This is a genomic window from Rhodococcus sp. YL-1 (assembly GCF_001942025.1).
GTDB lineage: Bacteria > Actinomycetota > Actinomycetes > Mycobacteriales > Mycobacteriaceae > Rhodococcus_F > Rhodococcus_F qingshengii.
This window is the reverse complement of sequence record NZ_CP017299.1, coordinates 484384-502227: the sequence shown is the minus strand read 5'-3', so window position 1 is coordinate 502227 and position 17844 is coordinate 484384. Positions and strand designations below refer to the sequence as shown.

17 protein-coding genes are annotated in these 17844 nt (G+C 61.3%); 8 read left to right on the top strand and 9 right to left on the bottom strand.

What is annotated here, in order from left to right:
• Nucleotides 1–35: 35 nt before the first annotated feature.
• Genes BH682_RS02380 through BH682_RS02365 form a run of 4 tightly spaced genes read right to left on the bottom strand, consistent with a single transcriptional unit; the run spans nucleotide 36 to nucleotide 4384 of the window.
• A complete protein-coding gene (locus BH682_RS02380) occupies nucleotides 36–683 on the bottom strand; it encodes a hypothetical protein (protein ID WP_042922823.1) in 648 nt (215 codons plus the stop codon).
• The gene (locus BH682_RS02375; protein WP_075831941.1) at nucleotides 667–2382 is read right to left on the bottom strand and encodes a GMC oxidoreductase; all 1716 of its coding nucleotides are present in this window, start codon (nucleotides 2380–2382) and stop codon (nucleotides 667–669) included. Before BH682_RS02375 ends, BH682_RS02380 begins: the two co-directional genes overlap by 17 nt.
• A complete protein-coding gene (locus BH682_RS02370) occupies nucleotides 2379–3863 on the bottom strand; it encodes a flavin-containing monooxygenase (protein WP_075831939.1) in 1485 nt (494 codons plus the stop codon). The genes BH682_RS02375 and BH682_RS02370 overlap by 4 nt, the downstream gene beginning before the upstream one ends.
• Entirely contained in the window at nucleotides 3860–4384 is a 525-nt protein-coding gene (locus BH682_RS02365) for a TetR/AcrR family transcriptional regulator (RefSeq protein WP_223304522.1), read from the bottom strand. The genes BH682_RS02370 and BH682_RS02365 overlap by 4 nt, the downstream gene beginning before the upstream one ends.
• A 183-nt stretch (nucleotides 4385–4567) precedes the next feature.
• Here BH682_RS02365 and BH682_RS02360 point away from each other — a divergent pair, with 183 nt between their 5' ends.
• The 5 genes from BH682_RS02360 to BH682_RS02340 all read left to right on the top strand — a co-directional run bounded on the left by BH682_RS02360 (nucleotide 4568) and on the right by BH682_RS02340 (nucleotide 8334).
• Nucleotides 4568–5272, top strand: coding sequence for a response regulator transcription factor (locus tag BH682_RS02360; protein WP_075831937.1), 705 nt, complete (start codon nucleotides 4568–4570; stop codon nucleotides 5270–5272).
• Nucleotides 5273–5421: 149 nt separating this feature from the next.
• Nucleotides 5422–5688, top strand: coding sequence for a response regulator transcription factor (locus BH682_RS02355; RefSeq protein WP_232354230.1), 267 nt, complete (start codon nucleotides 5422–5424; stop codon nucleotides 5686–5688).
• A 131-nt stretch (nucleotides 5689–5819) separates the two neighbouring features.
• Nucleotides 5820–6887 carry a sensor histidine kinase gene (locus tag BH682_RS02350; RefSeq protein WP_042446628.1) on the top strand — a complete coding sequence of 356 codons (1068 nt, stop codon included), beginning with the start codon at nucleotides 5820–5822 and terminating at the stop codon, nucleotides 6885–6887.
• Nucleotides 6884–7981, top strand: coding sequence for a hypothetical protein (locus BH682_RS02345; protein WP_075831935.1), 1098 nt, complete (start codon nucleotides 6884–6886; stop codon nucleotides 7979–7981). The genes BH682_RS02350 and BH682_RS02345 overlap by 4 nt, the downstream gene beginning before the upstream one ends.
• Nucleotides 7982–8028: 47 nt before the next feature.
• Nucleotides 8029–8334, top strand: a complete 306-nt coding sequence (locus tag BH682_RS02340) for a hypothetical protein (protein WP_007732306.1) — start codon at nucleotides 8029–8031, stop codon at nucleotides 8332–8334.
• A gap of 6 nt (nucleotides 8335–8340) precedes the next feature.
• On the opposite strand, the gene BH682_RS02335 is transcribed toward BH682_RS02340, so the two are convergent.
• From BH682_RS02335 to BH682_RS02325, 3 genes are read right to left on the bottom strand one after another with little or no spacing between them, the layout of a single operon-like run.
• Nucleotides 8341–9237, bottom strand: coding sequence for a hydroxymethylglutaryl-CoA lyase (locus tag BH682_RS02335; RefSeq protein ID WP_374103517.1), 897 nt, complete (start codon nucleotides 9235–9237; stop codon nucleotides 8341–8343).
• 16 nt (nucleotides 9238–9253) lie between these two features.
• Nucleotides 9254–10468, bottom strand: coding sequence for a CaiB/BaiF CoA transferase family protein (locus BH682_RS02330; RefSeq protein ID WP_007732303.1), 1215 nt, complete (start codon nucleotides 10466–10468; stop codon nucleotides 9254–9256).
• 36 nt (nucleotides 10469–10504) lie between these two features.
• Entirely contained in the window at nucleotides 10505–12271 is a 1767-nt protein-coding gene (locus BH682_RS02325) for a multicopper oxidase family protein (protein ID WP_075831931.1), read from the bottom strand.
• Between the two features lie 272 nt (nucleotides 12272–12543).
• Between BH682_RS02325 and BH682_RS02320 the strand changes: the two genes are divergently transcribed.
• Nucleotides 12544–13845 carry an HNH endonuclease signature motif containing protein gene (locus BH682_RS02320; protein WP_075831929.1) on the top strand — a complete coding sequence of 434 codons (1302 nt, stop codon included), beginning with the start codon at nucleotides 12544–12546 and terminating at the stop codon, nucleotides 13843–13845.
• Between the two features lie 88 nt (nucleotides 13846–13933).
• Here the strand turns inward: BH682_RS02320 and BH682_RS02315 are convergent, their stop codons facing one another.
• Both BH682_RS02315 and BH682_RS02310 read right to left on the bottom strand, forming a co-directional pair.
• On the bottom strand, nucleotides 13934–14866 hold the full coding sequence (locus BH682_RS02315; RefSeq protein WP_081557256.1) for an oxygenase MpaB family protein: 933 nt from the start codon (nucleotides 14864–14866) through the stop codon (nucleotides 13934–13936).
• A gap of 1 nt (nucleotide 14867) precedes the next feature.
• Nucleotides 14868–16649, bottom strand: coding sequence for an acyl-CoA dehydrogenase (locus BH682_RS02310; protein ID WP_075831927.1), 1782 nt, complete (start codon nucleotides 16647–16649; stop codon nucleotides 14868–14870).
• Nucleotides 16650–16798: 149 nt separating this feature from the next.
• On the opposite strand from BH682_RS02310, the gene BH682_RS02305 reads away from it, so the two are divergent.
• Both BH682_RS02305 and BH682_RS02300 read left to right on the top strand, forming a co-directional pair.
• Nucleotides 16799–17449: a TetR/AcrR family transcriptional regulator gene (locus tag BH682_RS02305; RefSeq protein WP_007731498.1), complete on the top strand. Its 651-nt coding sequence runs from the start codon at nucleotides 16799–16801 to the stop codon at nucleotides 17447–17449.
• A 43-nt stretch (nucleotides 17450–17492) separates the two neighbouring features.
• Entirely contained in the window at nucleotides 17493–17834 is a 342-nt protein-coding gene (locus BH682_RS02300; RefSeq protein WP_063315200.1) for an Imm51 family immunity protein, read from the top strand.
• Nucleotides 17835–17844 lie beyond the last annotated feature (10 nt).

The following is a 17844-nucleotide window of genomic DNA, read 5'->3' as shown; positions in this document are numbered from 1 at the left end:
CGGCCTTGGTCGCTTTTTCTCAGGTCAAACCCCCGCTACCGATGCTTGGCCGCTCCCGTAGTCATTTTTCCGCCCAGAATCACGACGCCGTGATGGGTGCCCGCAGCAAGCCAGTCCGGCAGGGTCTGCCCCTCTGCCTCGACGCCCACGCGCGCGTATCGGAACGATCCCGTCAGCCTTGCCGACGCGATCGCCAGACCTCCACCGGACTCCGGCTGCGCAAATCCCAACGCCCCGGCAATCGGCAGACGCGGCCCGAGCATCCGCGTATCCGAACGCACCCGCCAACCGTCGCCGGTTGCAGTGAATTTCTGCTGCACGTCTCCGTCGAACTCGGCCAGAACCTTGGGTAGTTGCCAGTGGACTCGCCCACCGTGCACCGACGGTTCCGAATCCACCGCGATGAAAGGGACCGCCATCCGCGGCATAGGCCCGATCCGTTTCCCTGGCGCATGCAAGACCGGACTGGCGAGGATCTCGCGATACGGGCCGACCGGCGAATCGAGGTAGTCCACCATCATGGCCACCGTCATCGGAATCGTTCGACCATCCGGGCCGAGCTCCCGCGCCGCCGACGTACTGCGGTGCCACCACAGTGTCGCGCGAACGCGAGCCGGCCACGGCGGCGGATCACTCACCGGCCAGTCGACGCGGTCACTTGTCGATTCAGGCACGCTCCACATCGGACACCTTCTCAGCTCGAATGGTCAGGGGAAGCCGCAAAGCGCCTGGTGCATGCGTCGGCACCACCGGATCGGACGGCAAAGTCGGATCGATACGTACGTATGGCTCGCCTGTCTTCGGCCGGGCGTCCGCGCCACCCTTGTTCGGCCACATCGCGCACGCTCGTTCCGCCTGCGCAGTGATGGTCAGGGAAGGATTCACTCCGAGATTTGCGCTCACCACCGAACCGTCCATGACGTGCAGTCCCTCATGACCGTATGCACGCAGATACGGATCGACGACGCCACTCGACGCGCTGTCACCGATCGCGCAGCCACCCAGAAAGTGTGCCGTCATCGGGATGTTCACGATCTCGGCGATGGAACCACCCGGGTCGCCGTCGATCTTCTCGGCGACCTTGCGAATGGCTTTATGACCCTGCGGAATCCACTGAGGAGGTGGATCGCCCGGTCCCGGTCTACTGGTGAGGGAGCGCCCGAATCGTTTGGTGTTCTTGGAAAGTTCGAGGGAGTTGTCGTCGGTCTGCATCACCAGCGCGATGACGGTTCGCTCGGACCAGTTCCGTACCGACAACGACCGCAAGAACGCTCCTGGGTGTCGGGCCGCGACCGCCAGAGTCTTCAGCACCCGGGGAGTTCGCCCACCGCCGTCACTCAGGACGGTCTGCAGAAGTCCTATTGCATTGCTGCCCTTGCCGTATCGCACCGGCTCGATGTGCGTGTGATCATCCGGGTGAAAGGACGACGTGATGGCTACGCCCTGCGTGAAGTTCCGTCGACGCGACTTCGACGTTGCGGCCAGTACGGCTTCGGAATTGGTACGTACGACGGTGCCGAGAGTATCCGACAGGCCCGGCAGGGCACCGGATTCCTTCATACCGAGCAGCAGCCTCGCCGTTCCGTACGTTCCGGCGGCAACCACCACCTGATCGGCGGTGAACCGAACTTCTCGCCGGCGGACGCCGTCCGTTCGCCTCGCGAGCAGGCTGTAACCACCGCTTGCCGCCGGCCGAAGGTCGGTGACGGTCGTGAGCGGATGAACCCTGGCGCCCGCTTGCTCGGCGAGATGGAGGTAGTTCTTGACCAGCGTGTTCTTCGCACCGACTCGGCAACCGGTCATACATCCCCCGCATTCCGTGCAACCTGTGCGTTCGGGTCCTTTTCCGCCGAAGAACGGGTCCGGCACGGAAACTCCTGCCTCCCCGAAGAAAACCCCGACGGGGGTGGACGTGAAGGTCTCCCCCACGCCCATCTCTTCGGCTACGTCCTTCATCACCGCATCGGCAGGAGTGAAGGACGGATTGGTGCGAACACCCAACATCCGTTTGGCCTGGTCGTAGTACGGCGCCAGTTCGTCGTGCCAGTCCGTGATGTGCGCCCACTGACGGTCTTCGAAGAACCGCTTGGGTGGCTGATACAACGTGTTGGCGTAGTTCAACGATCCGCCCCCGACGCCGGCTCCCGCCATCACGAGTACGTCCGGAAGAAGGTGGATACGCTGAACCCCATAACATCCGATCCACGGCGCCCACAGGTACTTTCGCATCCGCCAACTGGTTTCGGGCAACTCGTCGTCGGCAAACCGTCGACCGGCTTCGAGCACCCCGACACGGTAGCCCTTCTCCGTCAGGCGAAGAGCGGCGACACTGCCACCGAATCCCGATCCGATTACCACCACGTCGTAGTGCGTCGTGGTCATGCCTGGACGCTTTCGATCTTGCGAGCGGAGTAGTTCTCACGATCGAAATGCTCCAGCAGCGAACGGAATTTGAATGTGAACGTCGGCCACTGCACCGAGTTGCGCCCCTCCGGATCGATGTACCAACTCGAGCATCCGCCCTTGTTCCACACCGTGTGCTGCAACTCGTGCTGAATTCCCTTGTTGTAGTGCACCTGTACCGACTCGTTGACATCAAGAGCGTCCAGTCGCTCACGTTTCATGGTGTTCAACGCGTCGTTGACGTACTCGGCCTGGGACTCGAGCATGTACACGATCGAACTGTGTCCGAGGTTGGTGTTCGGACCGTACATGAGGAACAGATTCGGGAACCCGCTGACCGCAGTGCCCTTGTAGGCATTGGGGCTACCGTTCCAATGCGCGGCCAGCGTTTCGCCACGTTTTCCGGTGATCAGATGCGCCACAGGCGGTTCCGTCGGCGTGAACCCCGTGGCGAAGATGATGGTGTCGACCTTGTGCTCGACTCCGTGCCCGTCGACCACCCCGCCCTCGGTGACCGAGACGAGCCCGCTGTCGACCAGGCTCACGTCCGCGCGGTCGAGGGTGCGCAACCAGTCGTTGGACAGAAGCATGCGCTTGCAACCGATCGTGAAATCGGGAGTCAGTTTCCGGCGCAACTCCGGATCTTTCACCTGTCTGCGCAGATGGAGGCGCGCGGCCGCCTCGAAGGCCGGCAGGACCCACGTCGCATGTGACATCGCGGCACCGAGTAGCTCGCGAAAACCGTAAACCGCTCCGCGAACAACTTTCTGCGTAGCGGGAATCCGCGAGTACACGGCCTTCTGCGCCGCAGGCAGGGTGCGATCCATTCGCGGAATCACCCAGGCCGGAGTTCGCTGGAACACGGTGACATGGGCAGCAGGGTCGGCAATTTCGGGAACGAACTGAACCGCCGACGCTCCCGTTCCGATCACGGCTACGCGCTCACCACGCAGTTCGTGTTCGTGGTTCCACGTCGCCGAATGGAAAGTGGTCCCGGAGAATTGGTCGAGACCGGGGAAATCCGGGATCTTGGGCGTCGACAACGCTCCGGTCGCGGCGACCAGAGCTTTGGCCGTCAACGACCCTCGAGATGTCCGAATACGCCACAGCGCCGCATCCTCGTCCCACACAGCAGCTTCGAGCTCGCAGTTCAGGACTACGCGTTCCACGATGCCGGTGTCTGCGGCCACCTTCTTCAGATAGTTGTAGATCTCGGGTTGACGAGCAAAGGTATGACTCCAATCGGCGCTCGGCGCAAAAGAATACGAGTACAACGCCGTCGGCACGTCACAGGCACAGCCTGGATAGGTGTTGTCGCGCCAAGTGCCGCCGATGTCAGCTCCACGCTCGATCAACACGACGTCTGCAGCGCGGTTGTCGCGAAGCATTCTGGCGGCCAAGCCCATACCGGCAAATCCGGCACCGACGATCAGCGTTTCGACATGTTCGGGAAGCTTCACTTCTTCTCCACTCGGGATTGCCAGGCCGGCAACAGTCGCGCTCTGAGCGCGTCGTCGGCTTCGGATGTACGAAACAGGGCTGAGACGGCAAGCCCACGAACGAGTTCGATGGTGAGTTCGACCGACTCGGAATCGAACCGATCACCGAACAACTCGGCGCTGCCGAACTCGAGCGCCTCACTCACCTTGCGTTCGAGGGGCACCGTCGCCGCATGCAGAACGGGATCGGTCCGCGCCGCGACCCACAATTCGAGGGCGGCATAGAACAGCGGCCCGGAGAACGCGTCCGCCAGGACCTCGAGGCCTCGACCCCGATCCACCTCAGCGGTGAGGATTTCTTCCAGTCGTTTGTCGACCAGATACTCGACGGCCGCGACGACCAGCGATTCCTTGGTCGGAAAATGATGCAGTTGCGTACCCCGCGAGACGCCTGCCCGGCGGGCGATCTCTTGCGTGCTGGTCCGTGCGTAGCCCAGCTCGACCAACGATTCGACGGCGGCGTCGAGGAGGCGCCCACGCATCGCCGCTGTACGTTCGGCCTGGGTACGGCTTACTTTCGCATCGGAAGTGGTCTCGGTCACAAGACAACTGTAGAGCCGAAACGTAAAACAGTCCAGGCTGACTTCAAATCTTGACACGTAACATACCGGTCAGTCAGCTCTGCCTGATAACGTCCTCGCATCGAGCGGAGGGAAACAATCGCTATGCCAGAGCAAACAGCATTTCCACACCGCCGTGTCGGGTTGGTGGAAGACCACGAGTCGGTAGCAATCGGCGTGTCCGTGATGCTCGAGGACGAGCCGGACCTCGAATTGGTGTGCATCGCGACCACTGTGTCCGAGATGCTCGCTCAGAACGTCGCCTTGGATCTGGCAATCCTCGACCTCCGGCTGGCCGACGGTTCATCGCCCAAGAGCAATGTCGAGCAACTGCGGGCCGCCGGGCTCGAGACATTGATCTTCACCGGGGCGGAAAACCCGTACCTCGTTCGCTCGGCCGCCCGTGCCGGCGTACTGGGTGTTGTACGCAAGTCCGAACCGACTGCCGTCGTGGTTGATGCGATACGCGCCGCCGCGTCGGGAAGGCAGGTGGTGACGACAGAGTGGGCTGCCGCAATCGACGGGGATCCAGGTCTCGACGAAGTGGGTCTGAGCCCTCGACAACTCGAGGTCCTCGAACTTTACGCATCCGGAGAGAAGGCGGATCGAGTTGCGCGACTCACCGGTTTGGCGCCGCAGACGGTTAACGACTACCTCCAGCGCATCAGGCAGAAATATGCGGCTGTCGGACGACCCGCACCGACAAAAACGGATTTGTACAAACGCGCGGTCGAAGACGGGGTGTTACCAATTCCTGAACGGCCTACTTCCGGAAAAAAGCTGACTTTGACTAACAATGAGGTTCGGTAACAATAACTCTCACAGCACTGCCCCTGAGAATAGGGGCAGAGGAATTGATGTCTGGGAAAAATTTCCCTCTTCGAATTACATTCATATGACAAGAAGACGGCACTGTCGGGGGTCTGTCATTCCGCTACAGAGAAGTAAGGACGAAACTCATGACAGTCACTGTGGAAAACTGCATGTCACAGGATCCCGTCGGACCGCACCTTTCGGAGCGCGAAATCGAGGTTCTCAGGGAATGGCTACTGAGTGATTCGAAGTCACGCGTCGCTCAAAACCTCTACATCAGCGTGGGAACGGTGGGGACCCACCTGTCGCGGATTCGCGAGAAGTATGCCGACGTTGGAAGGAACGCACCGACGAAATGCGAATTACTCGTGCGAGCGATACAAGATCAGATAGTGACGATCGACGAACTCTGATCGACAGAGTTGCTTTCGACAAAACAGCCAGTGCTTCTGACGAAATTCTGAGGCTCTTCGGCCGTTTCATCGGCGCCGGCTATGTCTGCTATCTGATATTGCTTGCCCCTGCGATTGCAGAAGCCACCGCGATGTCTGCGTCGTGGTGGACTCCACTGGCGGTGGTCGCGACTTTCGGTAGTGGGCTGGCGCTGGGAGCATCGACGTTCCACGCCGACACCCGATGGGTGAAACGAACTGCGAGCGCAAATGCGGTTCTCTACGTCGTGGTCATCCTCCTGTGGTGGCCGGCGTGGAATGGTGACCACGTCACAGATTTCACCTTGTGGATTTCCAATTTCCCCGGCGTCGCCAGCCTTGCTGCCGCTGCAGCTTGGCGACCGGCCGCCGCCGTCGTGCACCTTTTCGTAGTGGCAACACTCGCACAGTTGACCAATCACATAATCCGGACGAGTCCCACGACGCACCTGTTGGTTCCCGACCTCGCCTTCGCCTGGACATTTTGCGCGGTTTTCGTAGCAGCGGCCGTCATGGCCTTGCGAACCGGACGAGTACTGGATGCGACCATCGCCACCACTCATGCCGCTGCCGCCGGCGCCGCCGCGGCCGAGGCCAAATCCGTCGAACGCGAGAGATTCGACGCACTCATCCACGACACCGTGATGTCGACTCTGCTCGCTGCTTCGAGAAACGATGCCGATCCCTCGGTCGTCGCTCAGGCGCGAAGGACGGTGGCAAGACTCGACGAACTGCGCTCCGGAACCGACCACGAGACGAGTTTCGACTTCGACGGAATCCTCGCTCAGTTGCGTTCAGCCGCTTCGGAAGTGGACGAAAACATCACGTTCGAGACCGCCCTCTCCGACGGGTCTGATCCGAGCGGATACGCACCCGACTCGATTCGTGCGATGGCCGGTGCGATGGCCGAGGCACTGCGCAACAGCGTCAAACACGCCGGAAGCAGTGCACGGCGTTCGGTCACGGTCACGGCAACCGCCACCCACCTCGAAGTAGTCGTCACCGACGACGGCGTCGGCTTCGATCCGAGCTCCGTCGAGACGCATCGCCTCGGAATCACTGTCAGCATCCGCGGCAGAATGCGTCAACTCGACGGCGGATCGGCAACCATTCGATCGTCACCCGGCCGCGGCACTTCGGTGACTCTGACGTTGAGCTTGCCCGTAGCGGTGATGACATGACTAGACCGGACGGACGAGATGTCCGCGATCTTCTCGGCATGCACAGCCGTGCTGCTCGATTCATGGCTGCATGCTTCGCGCTCACCTGCGTGATCTCGGTCGCCTACACGTCCTCCGACGTCCGCGCAGTCTGGCCGATGATCTTGGCAATTATCGTGTGCTCGACTGCGGCTTTCACACTCGTACTGAGCAGAGGCGACCCGATGCCGCTGGGGCAGAGCGTTCTGGTGTCTCTGACCGGCGCCGTCACGAGCGGCCTGGTGTTGTCAGTGGTTCCCGTCCCCGTCAACGACATGACTCAACTCTGGATGTTCGGGATGTCGACGGCAGTCTTCACCTTCATGTGCGTTCGTGGGCGTACAGCACTCGCGTGGCTCGGGCTTGGACTCATGGTGTTGGTGACCGCCATCTGGTCCTCCACCACCGGCCAGGGGGCCATGTACGGAGTGTCGTTGACGGTCATCAACGCGGGCCCTGTTCTGATGTCGACCTTCTTCGCATACACCATCCGTCCTCAAGCCAGGGTTATCTACGAACTTCGTGAGCGGTCCACCCAACGAATTGCCTCCGCGTCCGCCAGTGCTGCGATTCTCGAGGAACGCGACGCTCAACTCGACAGGCTCGATGTCCTTGCACGCCCGCTCCTCGAACGGGTCGCTTCCGGGGTTCCACTGACAACCACCGAGCGGCAAGAATGCGAACTCCTCGAGGCGCAACTCCGAGATTCGCTGAGGGCGACAGGCTTACAACAGACAGATGTCATCGATGCTGTGCGTGCCGCTCGAAACCGCGGCGTCGAAGTGGTCCTGCTCGACGACCACGGAATGGATGGCGCGAACGCCGACGTGCGCGACCGAATCCACTCGAGCATCGTCCGGGAACTCACCGCGATCACGCGAGGAAAAGTGACCATACGGATCCTTCCACCTCGGCGTACCGCTATGGCCACGATGCTGGTCGACACTGAAGACGTTCGACGAATCGAGTTCGATCACAACGGAATGCAGCTGCTACGGCAGGGGGACCGGGGAGAGCTCGGCACCTCGTCCATGTCCGTCGATTCGACTACAGACAGCGCCGTCGAACCCGAATAGCTTTCGAGGAGAGTGAGATTCACCGGGTCGATCACCAGGAGAAATGAATGATCTTCGAACTGCGTCCAGCGCATGTCGCGCGTGCCCTCGCCGCACTGTGTGCCCTTCCGATTCTGTGGACCTTCGCAGTAGAGGGAATCACCACGACAACGGAATACGACTACAGCACGGGCGAAGTGTCCTCGTCGAGCGACCTGGGCTCTCAGATCGGAAGCGTCGCGATCTGGATCGTCCTCGCGATCGCATTTGCCGCCGGTGCCTGGTATCTGGAGAAGCAGCGCATCGGTTGGCCGGCCGCGGCGCACGAGCAGCTGGTCAAACTGCAGCTGGCATCACCCAACCGAGAAGAGTAAAGGTCTTTACCGCTTCCGGTCGCCGGCGCGGAGAAGATTACTGGGAACCGTATGGCCCACTATCTCCTCTGCAACGGCAGCGGCACGAATGCTCGCATCCAGGTCGATACCTGTCGCAATGCCCATGTCTTCGAGCATGTAGACCAGTTCCTCCGTCGCGATGTTGCCACTGGCACCGGGAGCGAACGGACAACCGCCGAGACCTCCGGTGGACGCGTCGAGGTTTCGAACACCGTGCTGCACAGCCGCAAACGCGCAAGCAAGACCAGCGCCACGCGTGTTGTGGAAGTGCGCACCCAAGCCGAAGTCACCTACTCTTTCGCCCACAGCGTCGATCAATCGTCCGACACGTCCCGGCGTGGCAGTGCCGATGGTATCTGCGATCGAGAATTGATCAGCACCGAACTCCTTGGCCTGCTCCGCAATCCGCAGAACACGATCCGGGTCGGTTGGACCGTCGAACGGACAGTCCCAGGCTGTGCCCACGATGACCTCCACCCGTCCTCCGGCGTCGTGGACGATCCGGACGACCTCTCCGATACGTTCGGTCGCTTGCTCCGTCGTCGACCGAGTGTTGGCCTCGCTGTGGCCATTCGATGCCGACACAACATATTCGACGGTTTTCATTCCTGCGGCGACGGCCCGTTTCGCTCCACCGATTCCGGCGACCAATGCCGAGAACTCGATGCCGGGCCACTGGTGCAGTTCTGCTGCCAACAATTCCGCGTCGGCCAACGCCGGCACAGCGCGCGGTGAGACGAACGACGTCGCCTCGATACGCGAAACACCCGTCGCAGCCAGAGCGTCGACAAGACGAAGTTTCTCCGCCAGCGACACCGGGTCTTCGATCTGCAACCCGTCCCGTGGTCCGACTTCACGAATACTGACTGCTGGAATACCCACGCCAGGTACCGACATGTCAGATCACGCCCTTCATCTTCAGTTCTGCCTGCTCGTCGTCCGAGAGTCCGAGGAGCCCGCCCCACACCGAGGAGTTGTCGTGACCCGGCGCCGACGCTCCCGCGTTGCGCACGGATCCGGGTGTCTCACTGAAGGTAGGCACGACGCCCAAGCCGAGGACGTTTTCACCGATCCGCTCGTCGTAGTGGTCGACGAGCATCCCCCGCTCGATCAGCTGCGGATCCTTGACGACATCTTCAACCGTATTGATCGGCCCGGCAACAACTCCCACTTCGGTGAGGCGTTCCACCAGGCTGGTGGGATCTTGGAGCGCGACCCAGGCGCTGATCAGTTCGTCGAGCTCGTCCTGATGTTTGCCACGCGCAACATGATTGGAGAAGCGGTCGTCATGCGCTAGTTCCGGTCGCCCCATGATGGTGCACAGACGCACGAAGAGCGTGTCCTGATTGGCTGCGATCACCACCCAGTTTCCTTCAGAGGTCTGATAGATGTTGGACGGCGCAATACCCTCCAATCTCGTTCCCGAGGGCTGCCGGATGATCCCGCCCCGATCGTAATCCGGGATCGTGGATTCCTGCACCGCCAGACAGGATTCCGTGAGGGCAACGTCGACCACCTGACCACGGCCGGTCCGCTCTCGTGAGAGCAACGCCGCCAGCACTCCCTGAACGGCGAACATCCCGCCGAGAGAATCTCCGAGCGAAAGGGCAATACGCGGAGGCGCCTGCCCTGGATAACCGTTCAGATGCCGAAATCCGCTGACCGCTTCGGCAACCGAGGCGTAGCCGGCGCTCTTGGCTTGCGGTCCGCTCTGCCCGTAACCGGATACCCTGGCCAACACCAACTTCGGATTGCGCGCACTGAGAACGTCGAATCCCAGGCCCCACTTCTCGAGGGTGCCCGGCCGGAAGTTCTCGACCACCACATCGGCATGTTCGATCAGATTCAGAAACAGATCTCGTCCCGCGTCGACGCGAAGGTCCAAGGTCACACACCGCTTGTTGCGGGCGTGAACCGTCCAGAAGAATCGATGACCGTCCTGCTCGGCCTGACCCCAGGTACGAAGCGGGTCCGGGCGGTCCGGCGATTCGATCTTGATCACGTCGGCGCCCATGTCGCCGAGCAGTTTCCCGGCGAAGGGCCCGGCGATCAAGGTTCCGAGTTCAATCACCCGATATCCGTCCAGGGGCCCGGTGGGCGCACCTTCCGACACAGCTGCCTCCTCTGGGAACTTTTCTCCCCTTGAAGGCTACGTCACCACCCGATATCGCAACATCATGTCGTGGTCTTCGTGATCGAGCATGTGGCAGTGCCAGACGTACCCCTGCAAGTCCCCCATACCGGCTTCTCCGTGTGCCGAGTGGTCTGCCATGGAACCTCTCGCGAAAGTTGCATCCGGATCGAAGCCCAACTCGTCGGCCGTCGGAAAGCGCACGATCACGCGGGTGATCGAGTTGGCATCCACGATGACAGTGTCCTTCTCCCCCGTTTCCCACACTTCGGGAGGCCGCAGCGAAGAGGTCACGAATTCCTCTGCCGACGGCGTCCACCGGACCCCCAAGTCAGGCACCGGATACCGCTGCATCAGTGCTGCAGTGTCGAGGCTTTGGCGTCCCACAACGCGGAACGCCACCAGGTGCAGATGAATCGGATGTGGTTCCGTGGTGATGTTGATCAGATTCCATTGCTCGACGGCTCCCTGACGTGGCAGTTCGATATCCGAATCGGTGAACCTCAAATTGTTGAGCGACATAGTGATCGACGGGTAGTCCGAGGGACGCGACAGCTGCATGATCGTGAGATTTCGCACCACATCCGGGGACGCCGGTTCGGCAGCAACGGAATTCAGCTGCTGCGGGATCGAGCCGGTGAATCCCTTTGCGCTGCCCACGTCGAACCGACAGAAGACCGGCATCACCTGTGTGCCGCGTTGCGCCACCGCAAGGGGTACCGGTTCGTCGTTGCGCAATTCCACCGTCGTGCCCGGCTCGAGCATGCTGAAGTCGACCAGCAGATCAGCGCGTTCACCCGGACTCAGCCGGACGTGATCCGTCGGCGCCGGAGCGGCCAAAAATCCTCCTTCGGAACCGATCACCCAGAACCGCATACGATTTGCGAAGTGCAGATTCCACACCGAATAGGTTGCGGCATTGAGCAGTCGCAATCGGTACAGTCCGCGAGCCACCTCCACTTTCGGCCATACGACGCCGTTCACTACACCCACGTCACCGGGAGTCGCCGGATCCCAGGAACCCTGCGGAGTGAGCCACGTGGAACGGACACTCTGTTGACCGTCGGAGGTGAAGACCTTGTCCTGCAGAATCATCGGAAGCTCGAATTCGCCGGACGGCAAGCCGAGAGAATTCCCGGTGGTGCCTGTATCTGCGTCGTCACGGAGAAAATACATCCCGACCAGCCCGGCGTAGACGTTGAGGCGCGTCATTCCCATGGCGTGATCGTGATACCAAAGATTGCCGGCCGCACGACCATTCGTGTATTCGTGAACCAAACCTTCGCCCGGACGCTGGATCAGCTCCGGATGCCCGTCGAACTGCGGTGCAGTAACTCCTCCGTGCAGGTGAAGCGAGGTGGGGACCTGTGTGCGGTCGAGGTCGCTGACGCCGTGCAGACCCGGATCGACATCCGCGGCAAGCGGATACGCAGAAATGTCATTGGCATATCGGACTGTGACGAGCTGATCGACGTGAGCTTCGATGGTGGGGCCCAGATAATCCATTCCGCCGTAACCCAGCGACGGCGACGACGGTAGGTCCGGATGGAATCGGTGCATCGACGATGCCGCACGAAGCTCCAGGTTGCCACCCGAAATGCCCGGCAGGACAGGAAGGGTCTCCCGAAACGGTTCCAGACGGGGCGACGGAAGTTGGAACGGGCGCAGTGGATCGACATCAGGTGGTCGAGCCGTCGCTGATCCAGCGGACAACGCGCTCAGACCGGCCAGCAGGCCAAGCCCTTGAACAAACGATCGGCGACGGATCTTGTGTGACTCGTCCACTCACGGCCCCCTCACGCTGACGGCATCCGGAGCGGGTTACCCGTGTGCCCGCACGGTCAAACACCGACCACCTTCTCCAACCAAAGCTCGAAAATCGGCGACCTTACCCCACCGCACCGGTCGCCGTACTCGACGACCTCCTCCGTCCCGACGAAACACGTTTGCGGACAACGGATGCACTCTTGCAGCTTTGCGAGAAGCCGAAGATTCGAAAACGCTCTTGACTCGAACGCATGTTCGAGTATGATTCGGGGAGGGGATCGGGGGATTCAATGAGTGTCTTGTTGTCGGATGTGGTGTCTGGTTCTGCGGTGGGGTTACGCGGACGGTTGTGGCAGTTGACTGCTGCCGAGTTGCGCGCTGCTGCGGTGTCGGCGAGTGCGGAGATTCTGCGCCTGGAAGCCGTTCGTGTGACGGTGGTGGACGAGTTGTCGTTGCGCCCGGATGATCAGGTGATTGCCAGCCGCGGAGTGGGGTCCTGGTTGGCGGCCAACACGATGCTGCAGGTTCGGGACGGGAAGAAGATCGCCGCGTTGGGTGCGGCTTTGCGGCCGTTTCCGGCGGTGGCGGCTCGGTTCGATGGCGGGGATTGCTCCTTCGATCATGCCGTGTTGATCGTGGCGTTCTGTGAATCACCACCTAAAGGCATGCCGGAGGAGGCGCTACCGAAGTGCATCGATTTGTTGCTCGCTGCTGCGTCGGGTGTGGAGGCGACGACGACGAAGGTGCGGAACGTGATCGCGACCTTGGAGCGGTTGTTCGAATCCGATGAGATTCCACCCGCCGAAGACGTCGACCGGAACGAGTTGCGGATCGCCTCGACATTGAACGGTCGGGTGGTGGTGCGTGGGGATTTCGACGCCCTCACCGGTGAAATGTTGTTGTCGGCGTTGTCGAATCTGACGATGCCCACCCCCGCACTGGACGGGACCCCCGATGCCCGGTCGGCAGCGAAACGCACCGCGGACGGGTTCACCGAACTGATCCGCCGCTATCTCGATTGCGCCAAGACCGGTACCGATGGTGGCCAACGTCCGCATGTGAACGTGCACATCAATGCCCATGATCTCGCTGAGCATCGAGACTGCGCCGCCACACCAACTGATGGTGGTGGAGTGGCTGTGTCTGATCTTGATGTCGGGCACATGCCCTGGCTCGGGCCACTCTCGGTGTCGCAGACCAGGCTTCTCGGGTGTGATTGTTTCCTGTCGACCGTCCTGCTCGACGATCACGGCGCGCCCTTGGATGCGCAACCAGGAAAGAGGTTGGTCACCGCCGAACAACGGACTGCGTTGATTGCCCGAGACAGAGGCTGCGCGTTCCCGGGCTGCACATGCGTGCCCGCCTGGACCGATGCGCACCATATCCGGCACTGGGCAAACGGCGGCCCGACGGTGATGAACAACCTGGTCCTGCTGTGCCGTTCACACCACCGACTGATGCACCGCAAATCAGGGTTCGTCGGGAAATGGGAAATCCGCATCGGCGCCGACAACAAACCCTGGTTCATCCCGCCACCCTCGATCGACCCCGGGCAGCAACCCAGGCCGGCGAACACCACCTTCAAAACCTGAGAACGAACCTCAGGCACAACAGAACACGGCCGAGCACCGCGTCGAAGGGATCCCCCCGATGCGGTGCCAACAGGCCGTGGCGAACCCGTCAGACGGCCTGCGCAACCTTGGCGGCTCGCGGGAATCGCTCCCGAATCTCCGCTGGCGTGACAACTCTCGGGTCCAGGGGTTGCTCGTCACGCAGGTGGCGCTCCAACACCTTGCCCGTCATCGGCGCAATGACTTTCAGAGCAGTGGTCATGTTCTTCGGTGAACTACCCAACCGGACTGCCGTTCGCACCGCGGGCGCAATTGCTCTGTCCAACAACGCTGGCTGATCGAACCCACCCATCGTTCGCATCCAGCCGGGCAAAGTCGCGATAGTGGCCGGCGCGACCAATCGGCTGAATGTCGCGAACTTCGTCTTCCCCTGCGCTCTCGGTGTTCTCAACAAGTAGTGCATCGCCCGGTTGGCACGCTCGGAGGTACACAATCTGGGCCTGACTTCAGCGAAGTACTCACGTACCTCGTCTCGGGAGCGTGGAACGTCGGAGGTCTTGCATGTCTGTAGTTCGGCAGCGATCACGCATTCTTCCCAGTACCGCTGCTCTTCGACAGCTGAAAGCGGGCCCGGCCCATACATCTCGTAGCACTTGAGCACCGAATGCCAACCCGTCACGTGGATCCAGAGTTGTGACGCCGGATTGTTTGCGCTGTAACGAGTTCCGGTGATCGGTTCAACGCCCGTAGCCTGAGCATGAACTGTCATGAGGTGGTCGGACAGCGCCAGTGCTGTCCGCCCGTCGGCAGTGGCGACGGTCAGGAAGTACGCCAAGGTTCGGTCGAGTCGCCCGGCCGGATCGCTGTAAATCCCGCTCATGTCTGCCACTGCGGCAGCCAAGAAGGGGTCGAAGTGCTCGAGCACCACCGACCGCTGGAACCCGATCAGCGCTGTCGGCGCGGCCCAGATCTTCCAACTGGGTGATCCTGGGCCGAAGAAGCCGTAATCCTCACGCGGTCGATTCATCGTCAGTTCAGACATTTCATTCCTCCCCGTTCGTTGAGCCGGCACCGTTCATTTCGTAGGCACCAGACAAGGCGACTACTTGCTGCCAGACGTACTCGAATCGCTCCGCCGCGAACGTGGGGCGCCGGATAGATGCCAGTGCCAACCGTTGCTGATCTTCACTGGCGCTGGGTTTTCCGTACAACTCCACCGCTGCAGCACTGAAGTCGCGGACCAGGACATCGAAGATCTGATCCAGCACCCCACCGTTCCGCTGCTCCTCGTCCAATCCCAAGATCTCGGCTTGTTCGAGGATCAACTGGCCGTAGACGACGAGGGTGAAGAGTTCGGTGATCGCAAGGCCGAAGTCCAAGTCGACCTGCTGCGCCGCATCCGGTGCAGCTTCGGCTAGAAGGGTCACGAGCGCTTCTGCCTGGTCCACGAACAGTGCAACGTTGGGAACATCCGCAAACTTCGCGTACACCGCTCGCCAGTCGTCGAATCGAACTTTCGACAACCCCCGTGCCGGACCCTGACGGAACAGGAACTCGTCGTCGGCTGCGTCGTTGCGCGTCGGAATCGCCGGAAATGACTCGGGGGCAAAGAGGTACGCCGGCATGAACTTGGCGATCAGGGCGAGATTGACGGCGACGGTCCCCTCGAGCTTGGGCAGCCCGTCGACATCCATCTTGGCCACCGCGAGGTAGCTGTCCTTCTCGAAGCCCTTTGCCGCAGCGATGTCGGAGAGCAGTCCGATCACCTTCTGTGCCTCGGTTGTCACCTTCATCTTGGTGACGGGATTGGACAAGAGGTAGCGGCGGTCCTCGGGCGATGCGGTGCGGAAGTAGTCCACCGCACGATCCGAGAAGAGCCTCATCGCCAGCAGGCGCGCGTACGCGTCGACGAATTCACGTCGTACGTGTGGGAACGCCGTGACGGGATGGCCGAACAGGATTCGATTGTGCGCGTGGGTAATCGTCTCGTACAAGGCATGAGTCGACATACCGATTCCGCCGAAGCACAGGTTGAATTTTCCGATGTTCACGGTGTTGAGTGCGGCACTGAATGCTGCCTCGCCGGTATGCAGGATATCCTCTGCCGCAACGGGATAGTCGACGAGTGAGAACTCCGCTACGTACATCTGGGCCGGAACGATGTTCTTCACCACGGTGAATGCCGGATGGTCCGAGTCGGCGTAAAAGAAGACGTACTGATCAGTGCCCTCCACTCCGTCGACACGGCCGAAGACAGAGACCGTGTTGGCGCAGTTGCCATTTCCGATGTAGTACTTCGAACCGCTGGCTAGGTACCCGCCGCTGCCGTTGGGCGTCAAGACCATGTCGGTGGAGTAGACGTCCGCGCCATGCTCTTTCTCGGACAGTCCGAATGCCGCAACGCCTCCGGAAGCCAAAGCGGAAGCTGCTCGCGCCCTTGCCGTCTCGTTGTCGCTCTGCCACACCGGCCCGAGACCGAGGATGGTCACCTGCCACGGGTACCAGTAGTTGAGTCCGTAGAAGCCGAGGATCTCGGACAGCGCGGCGATACGACTGGTATCCCAGCGCTTGTCGGAGTCGCCACCACTGTCGCGGGCGGGCGTCAGAAATGTGGCGAACAGGCCTTCCTTTGCCGCGAAGTCGAGGAAGTCGGAGTAGAAGATCTTGTCGTGATAGTCGGCCAGAAGTCGATTCTTTCCACGCGCCTCGAACCAGTCGACGGTCGCGCCCAGCAGTCTCCGCGTGGTCGCGTCGAACTCCGGCCGATCGTACGTGGAGGGATGGAGCAACAGATCATTCGGCACTAAAGAGGTCGACGCTGTCATAGCGGTTGTTCTCCTCGAGATCTCGGCAGAGGCGCCTCACTGAGCACCATTCGAATACAACGCCACCGTAACAATTGCAGACGATGAATACAACGGTTGCGTATTATTCACGAAGAAGTGGCAGGCAGATTAGGGTGAGAGCGGAGGTGATGCATACGATGACCAGGTCACAAGCTGACGCAACGGATACACCGCGGCGCAAGTACGCCCCTCGCATGGCGCCCGAGCAACGTCGCGAGCAGCTCCTCGACGCAGCATTCGAGGTCACCGGCCGCGTTGGCCTGCACAACCTCAGCATGGAATCCGTCGCTGCCGAAGCCGGTGTCGGCAAGCCCGTCCTCTACACGATTTTCGATACCAGGACCGATCTCGTCGCTGCACTGCTGCGCCGCGAGCACGAGCGAGCCATCGCTCAGGTGCTCGAAACCATGCCGACAGATCTGAGCGAACTCGGCCCAGCGGCGTCGTACACCGGGACCGTCGGCGCCTTCGTCGACGCCGTACTGGAGAACCCGACGCGCTGGCGCCTGATTCTGACGTCTGTCGAGAACGCCCCCAGCGAGTATCACGGCTTGTTGAAGCTCTCTCGCGGAGCTGTCTTCGCCCGCGCCGAAGAACTGGCCCGCGCCGGGATTGCCCTCGAGTCGAAGCTCGAAGGCCTTGATCCGGTTCTCCTCGCACACACCATGATGTCGTTCGCCGAAATGCTCGGACGACTGGCCGTCAGTGATCCCGAAACCTATACCCGAGAACGACTTTCCAGTTTTGCCGTGGCTCTCGCACAATCGGTCGGGCGTTAGCGGCCGACTGAAACCTGTCGGTCGGATCTGCTTCAATACACGCATGACATCACCATCGATCGAACCGCTACAGCTTTTCGAAACGTCTCCGGGCAACTGGTCACTGATGCTCACCGACCAGCATTTCGGCAAGGTGGCATCGATATTCGAGCAGGTAGAGGGTTTCGAAGGCTCCGGTTACGACTGGGCGTCGGTCGCCCACGCAGTGGTAGGCCGCGATGCACCGCATCTGGAGGGCCGCTTCGGCACCGATCCCGAAGCGGGCATGTTTGTTGCGTACGGCAGCGACACCGAAGCTCTCGGTGAGCTCGGAGCGCTACTCGCCAAAGCGTATTCGGATGCCGAGTACCTCGGTGGCCTGGTCGCCATTTCCGAACTCGACTAGAGCGCCTGTC

What these genes read in the sequence shown, in the direction of transcription:
- BH682_RS02380 (WP_042922823.1), bottom strand. Translation starts at nt 683, where the DNA reads ATGTGGAGCGTGCCTGAATCGACAAGTGACCGCGTCGACTGGCCGGTG.
- BH682_RS02375 (WP_075831941.1), bottom strand. Translation starts at nt 2,382, where the DNA reads ATGACCACGACGCACTACGACGTGGTGGTAATCGGATCGGGATTCGGT.
- BH682_RS02365 (WP_223304522.1), bottom strand. Translation starts at nt 4,384, where the DNA reads ATGCGTGGGCGCCTCCTCGACGCCGCCGTCGAATCGTTGGTCGAGCTG.
- BH682_RS02360 (WP_075831937.1), top strand. Translation starts at nt 4,568, where the DNA reads ATGCCAGAGCAAACAGCATTTCCACACCGCCGTGTCGGGTTGGTGGAA.
- BH682_RS02355 (WP_232354230.1), top strand. Translation starts at nt 5,422, where the DNA reads ATGACAGTCACTGTGGAAAACTGCATGTCACAGGATCCCGTCGGACCG.
- BH682_RS02350 (WP_042446628.1), top strand. Translation starts at nt 5,820, where the DNA reads ATGTCTGCGTCGTGGTGGACTCCACTGGCGGTGGTCGCGACTTTCGGT.
- BH682_RS02345 (WP_075831935.1), top strand. Translation starts at nt 6,884, where the DNA reads ATGACTAGACCGGACGGACGAGATGTCCGCGATCTTCTCGGCATGCAC.
- BH682_RS02340 (WP_007732306.1), top strand. Translation starts at nt 8,029, where the DNA reads ATGATCTTCGAACTGCGTCCAGCGCATGTCGCGCGTGCCCTCGCCGCA.
- BH682_RS02320 (WP_075831929.1), top strand. Translation starts at nt 12,544, where the DNA reads ATGAGTGTCTTGTTGTCGGATGTGGTGTCTGGTTCTGCGGTGGGGTTA.
- BH682_RS02315 (WP_081557256.1), bottom strand. Translation starts at nt 14,866, where the DNA reads ATGTCTGAACTGACGATGAATCGACCGCGTGAGGATTACGGCTTCTTC.
- BH682_RS02310 (WP_075831927.1), bottom strand. Translation starts at nt 16,649, where the DNA reads ATGACAGCGTCGACCTCTTTAGTGCCGAATGATCTGTTGCTCCATCCC.
- BH682_RS02305 (WP_007731498.1), top strand. Translation starts at nt 16,799, where the DNA reads ATGCATACGATGACCAGGTCACAAGCTGACGCAACGGATACACCGCGG.
- BH682_RS02300 (WP_063315200.1), top strand. Translation starts at nt 17,493, where the DNA reads ATGACATCACCATCGATCGAACCGCTACAGCTTTTCGAAACGTCTCCG.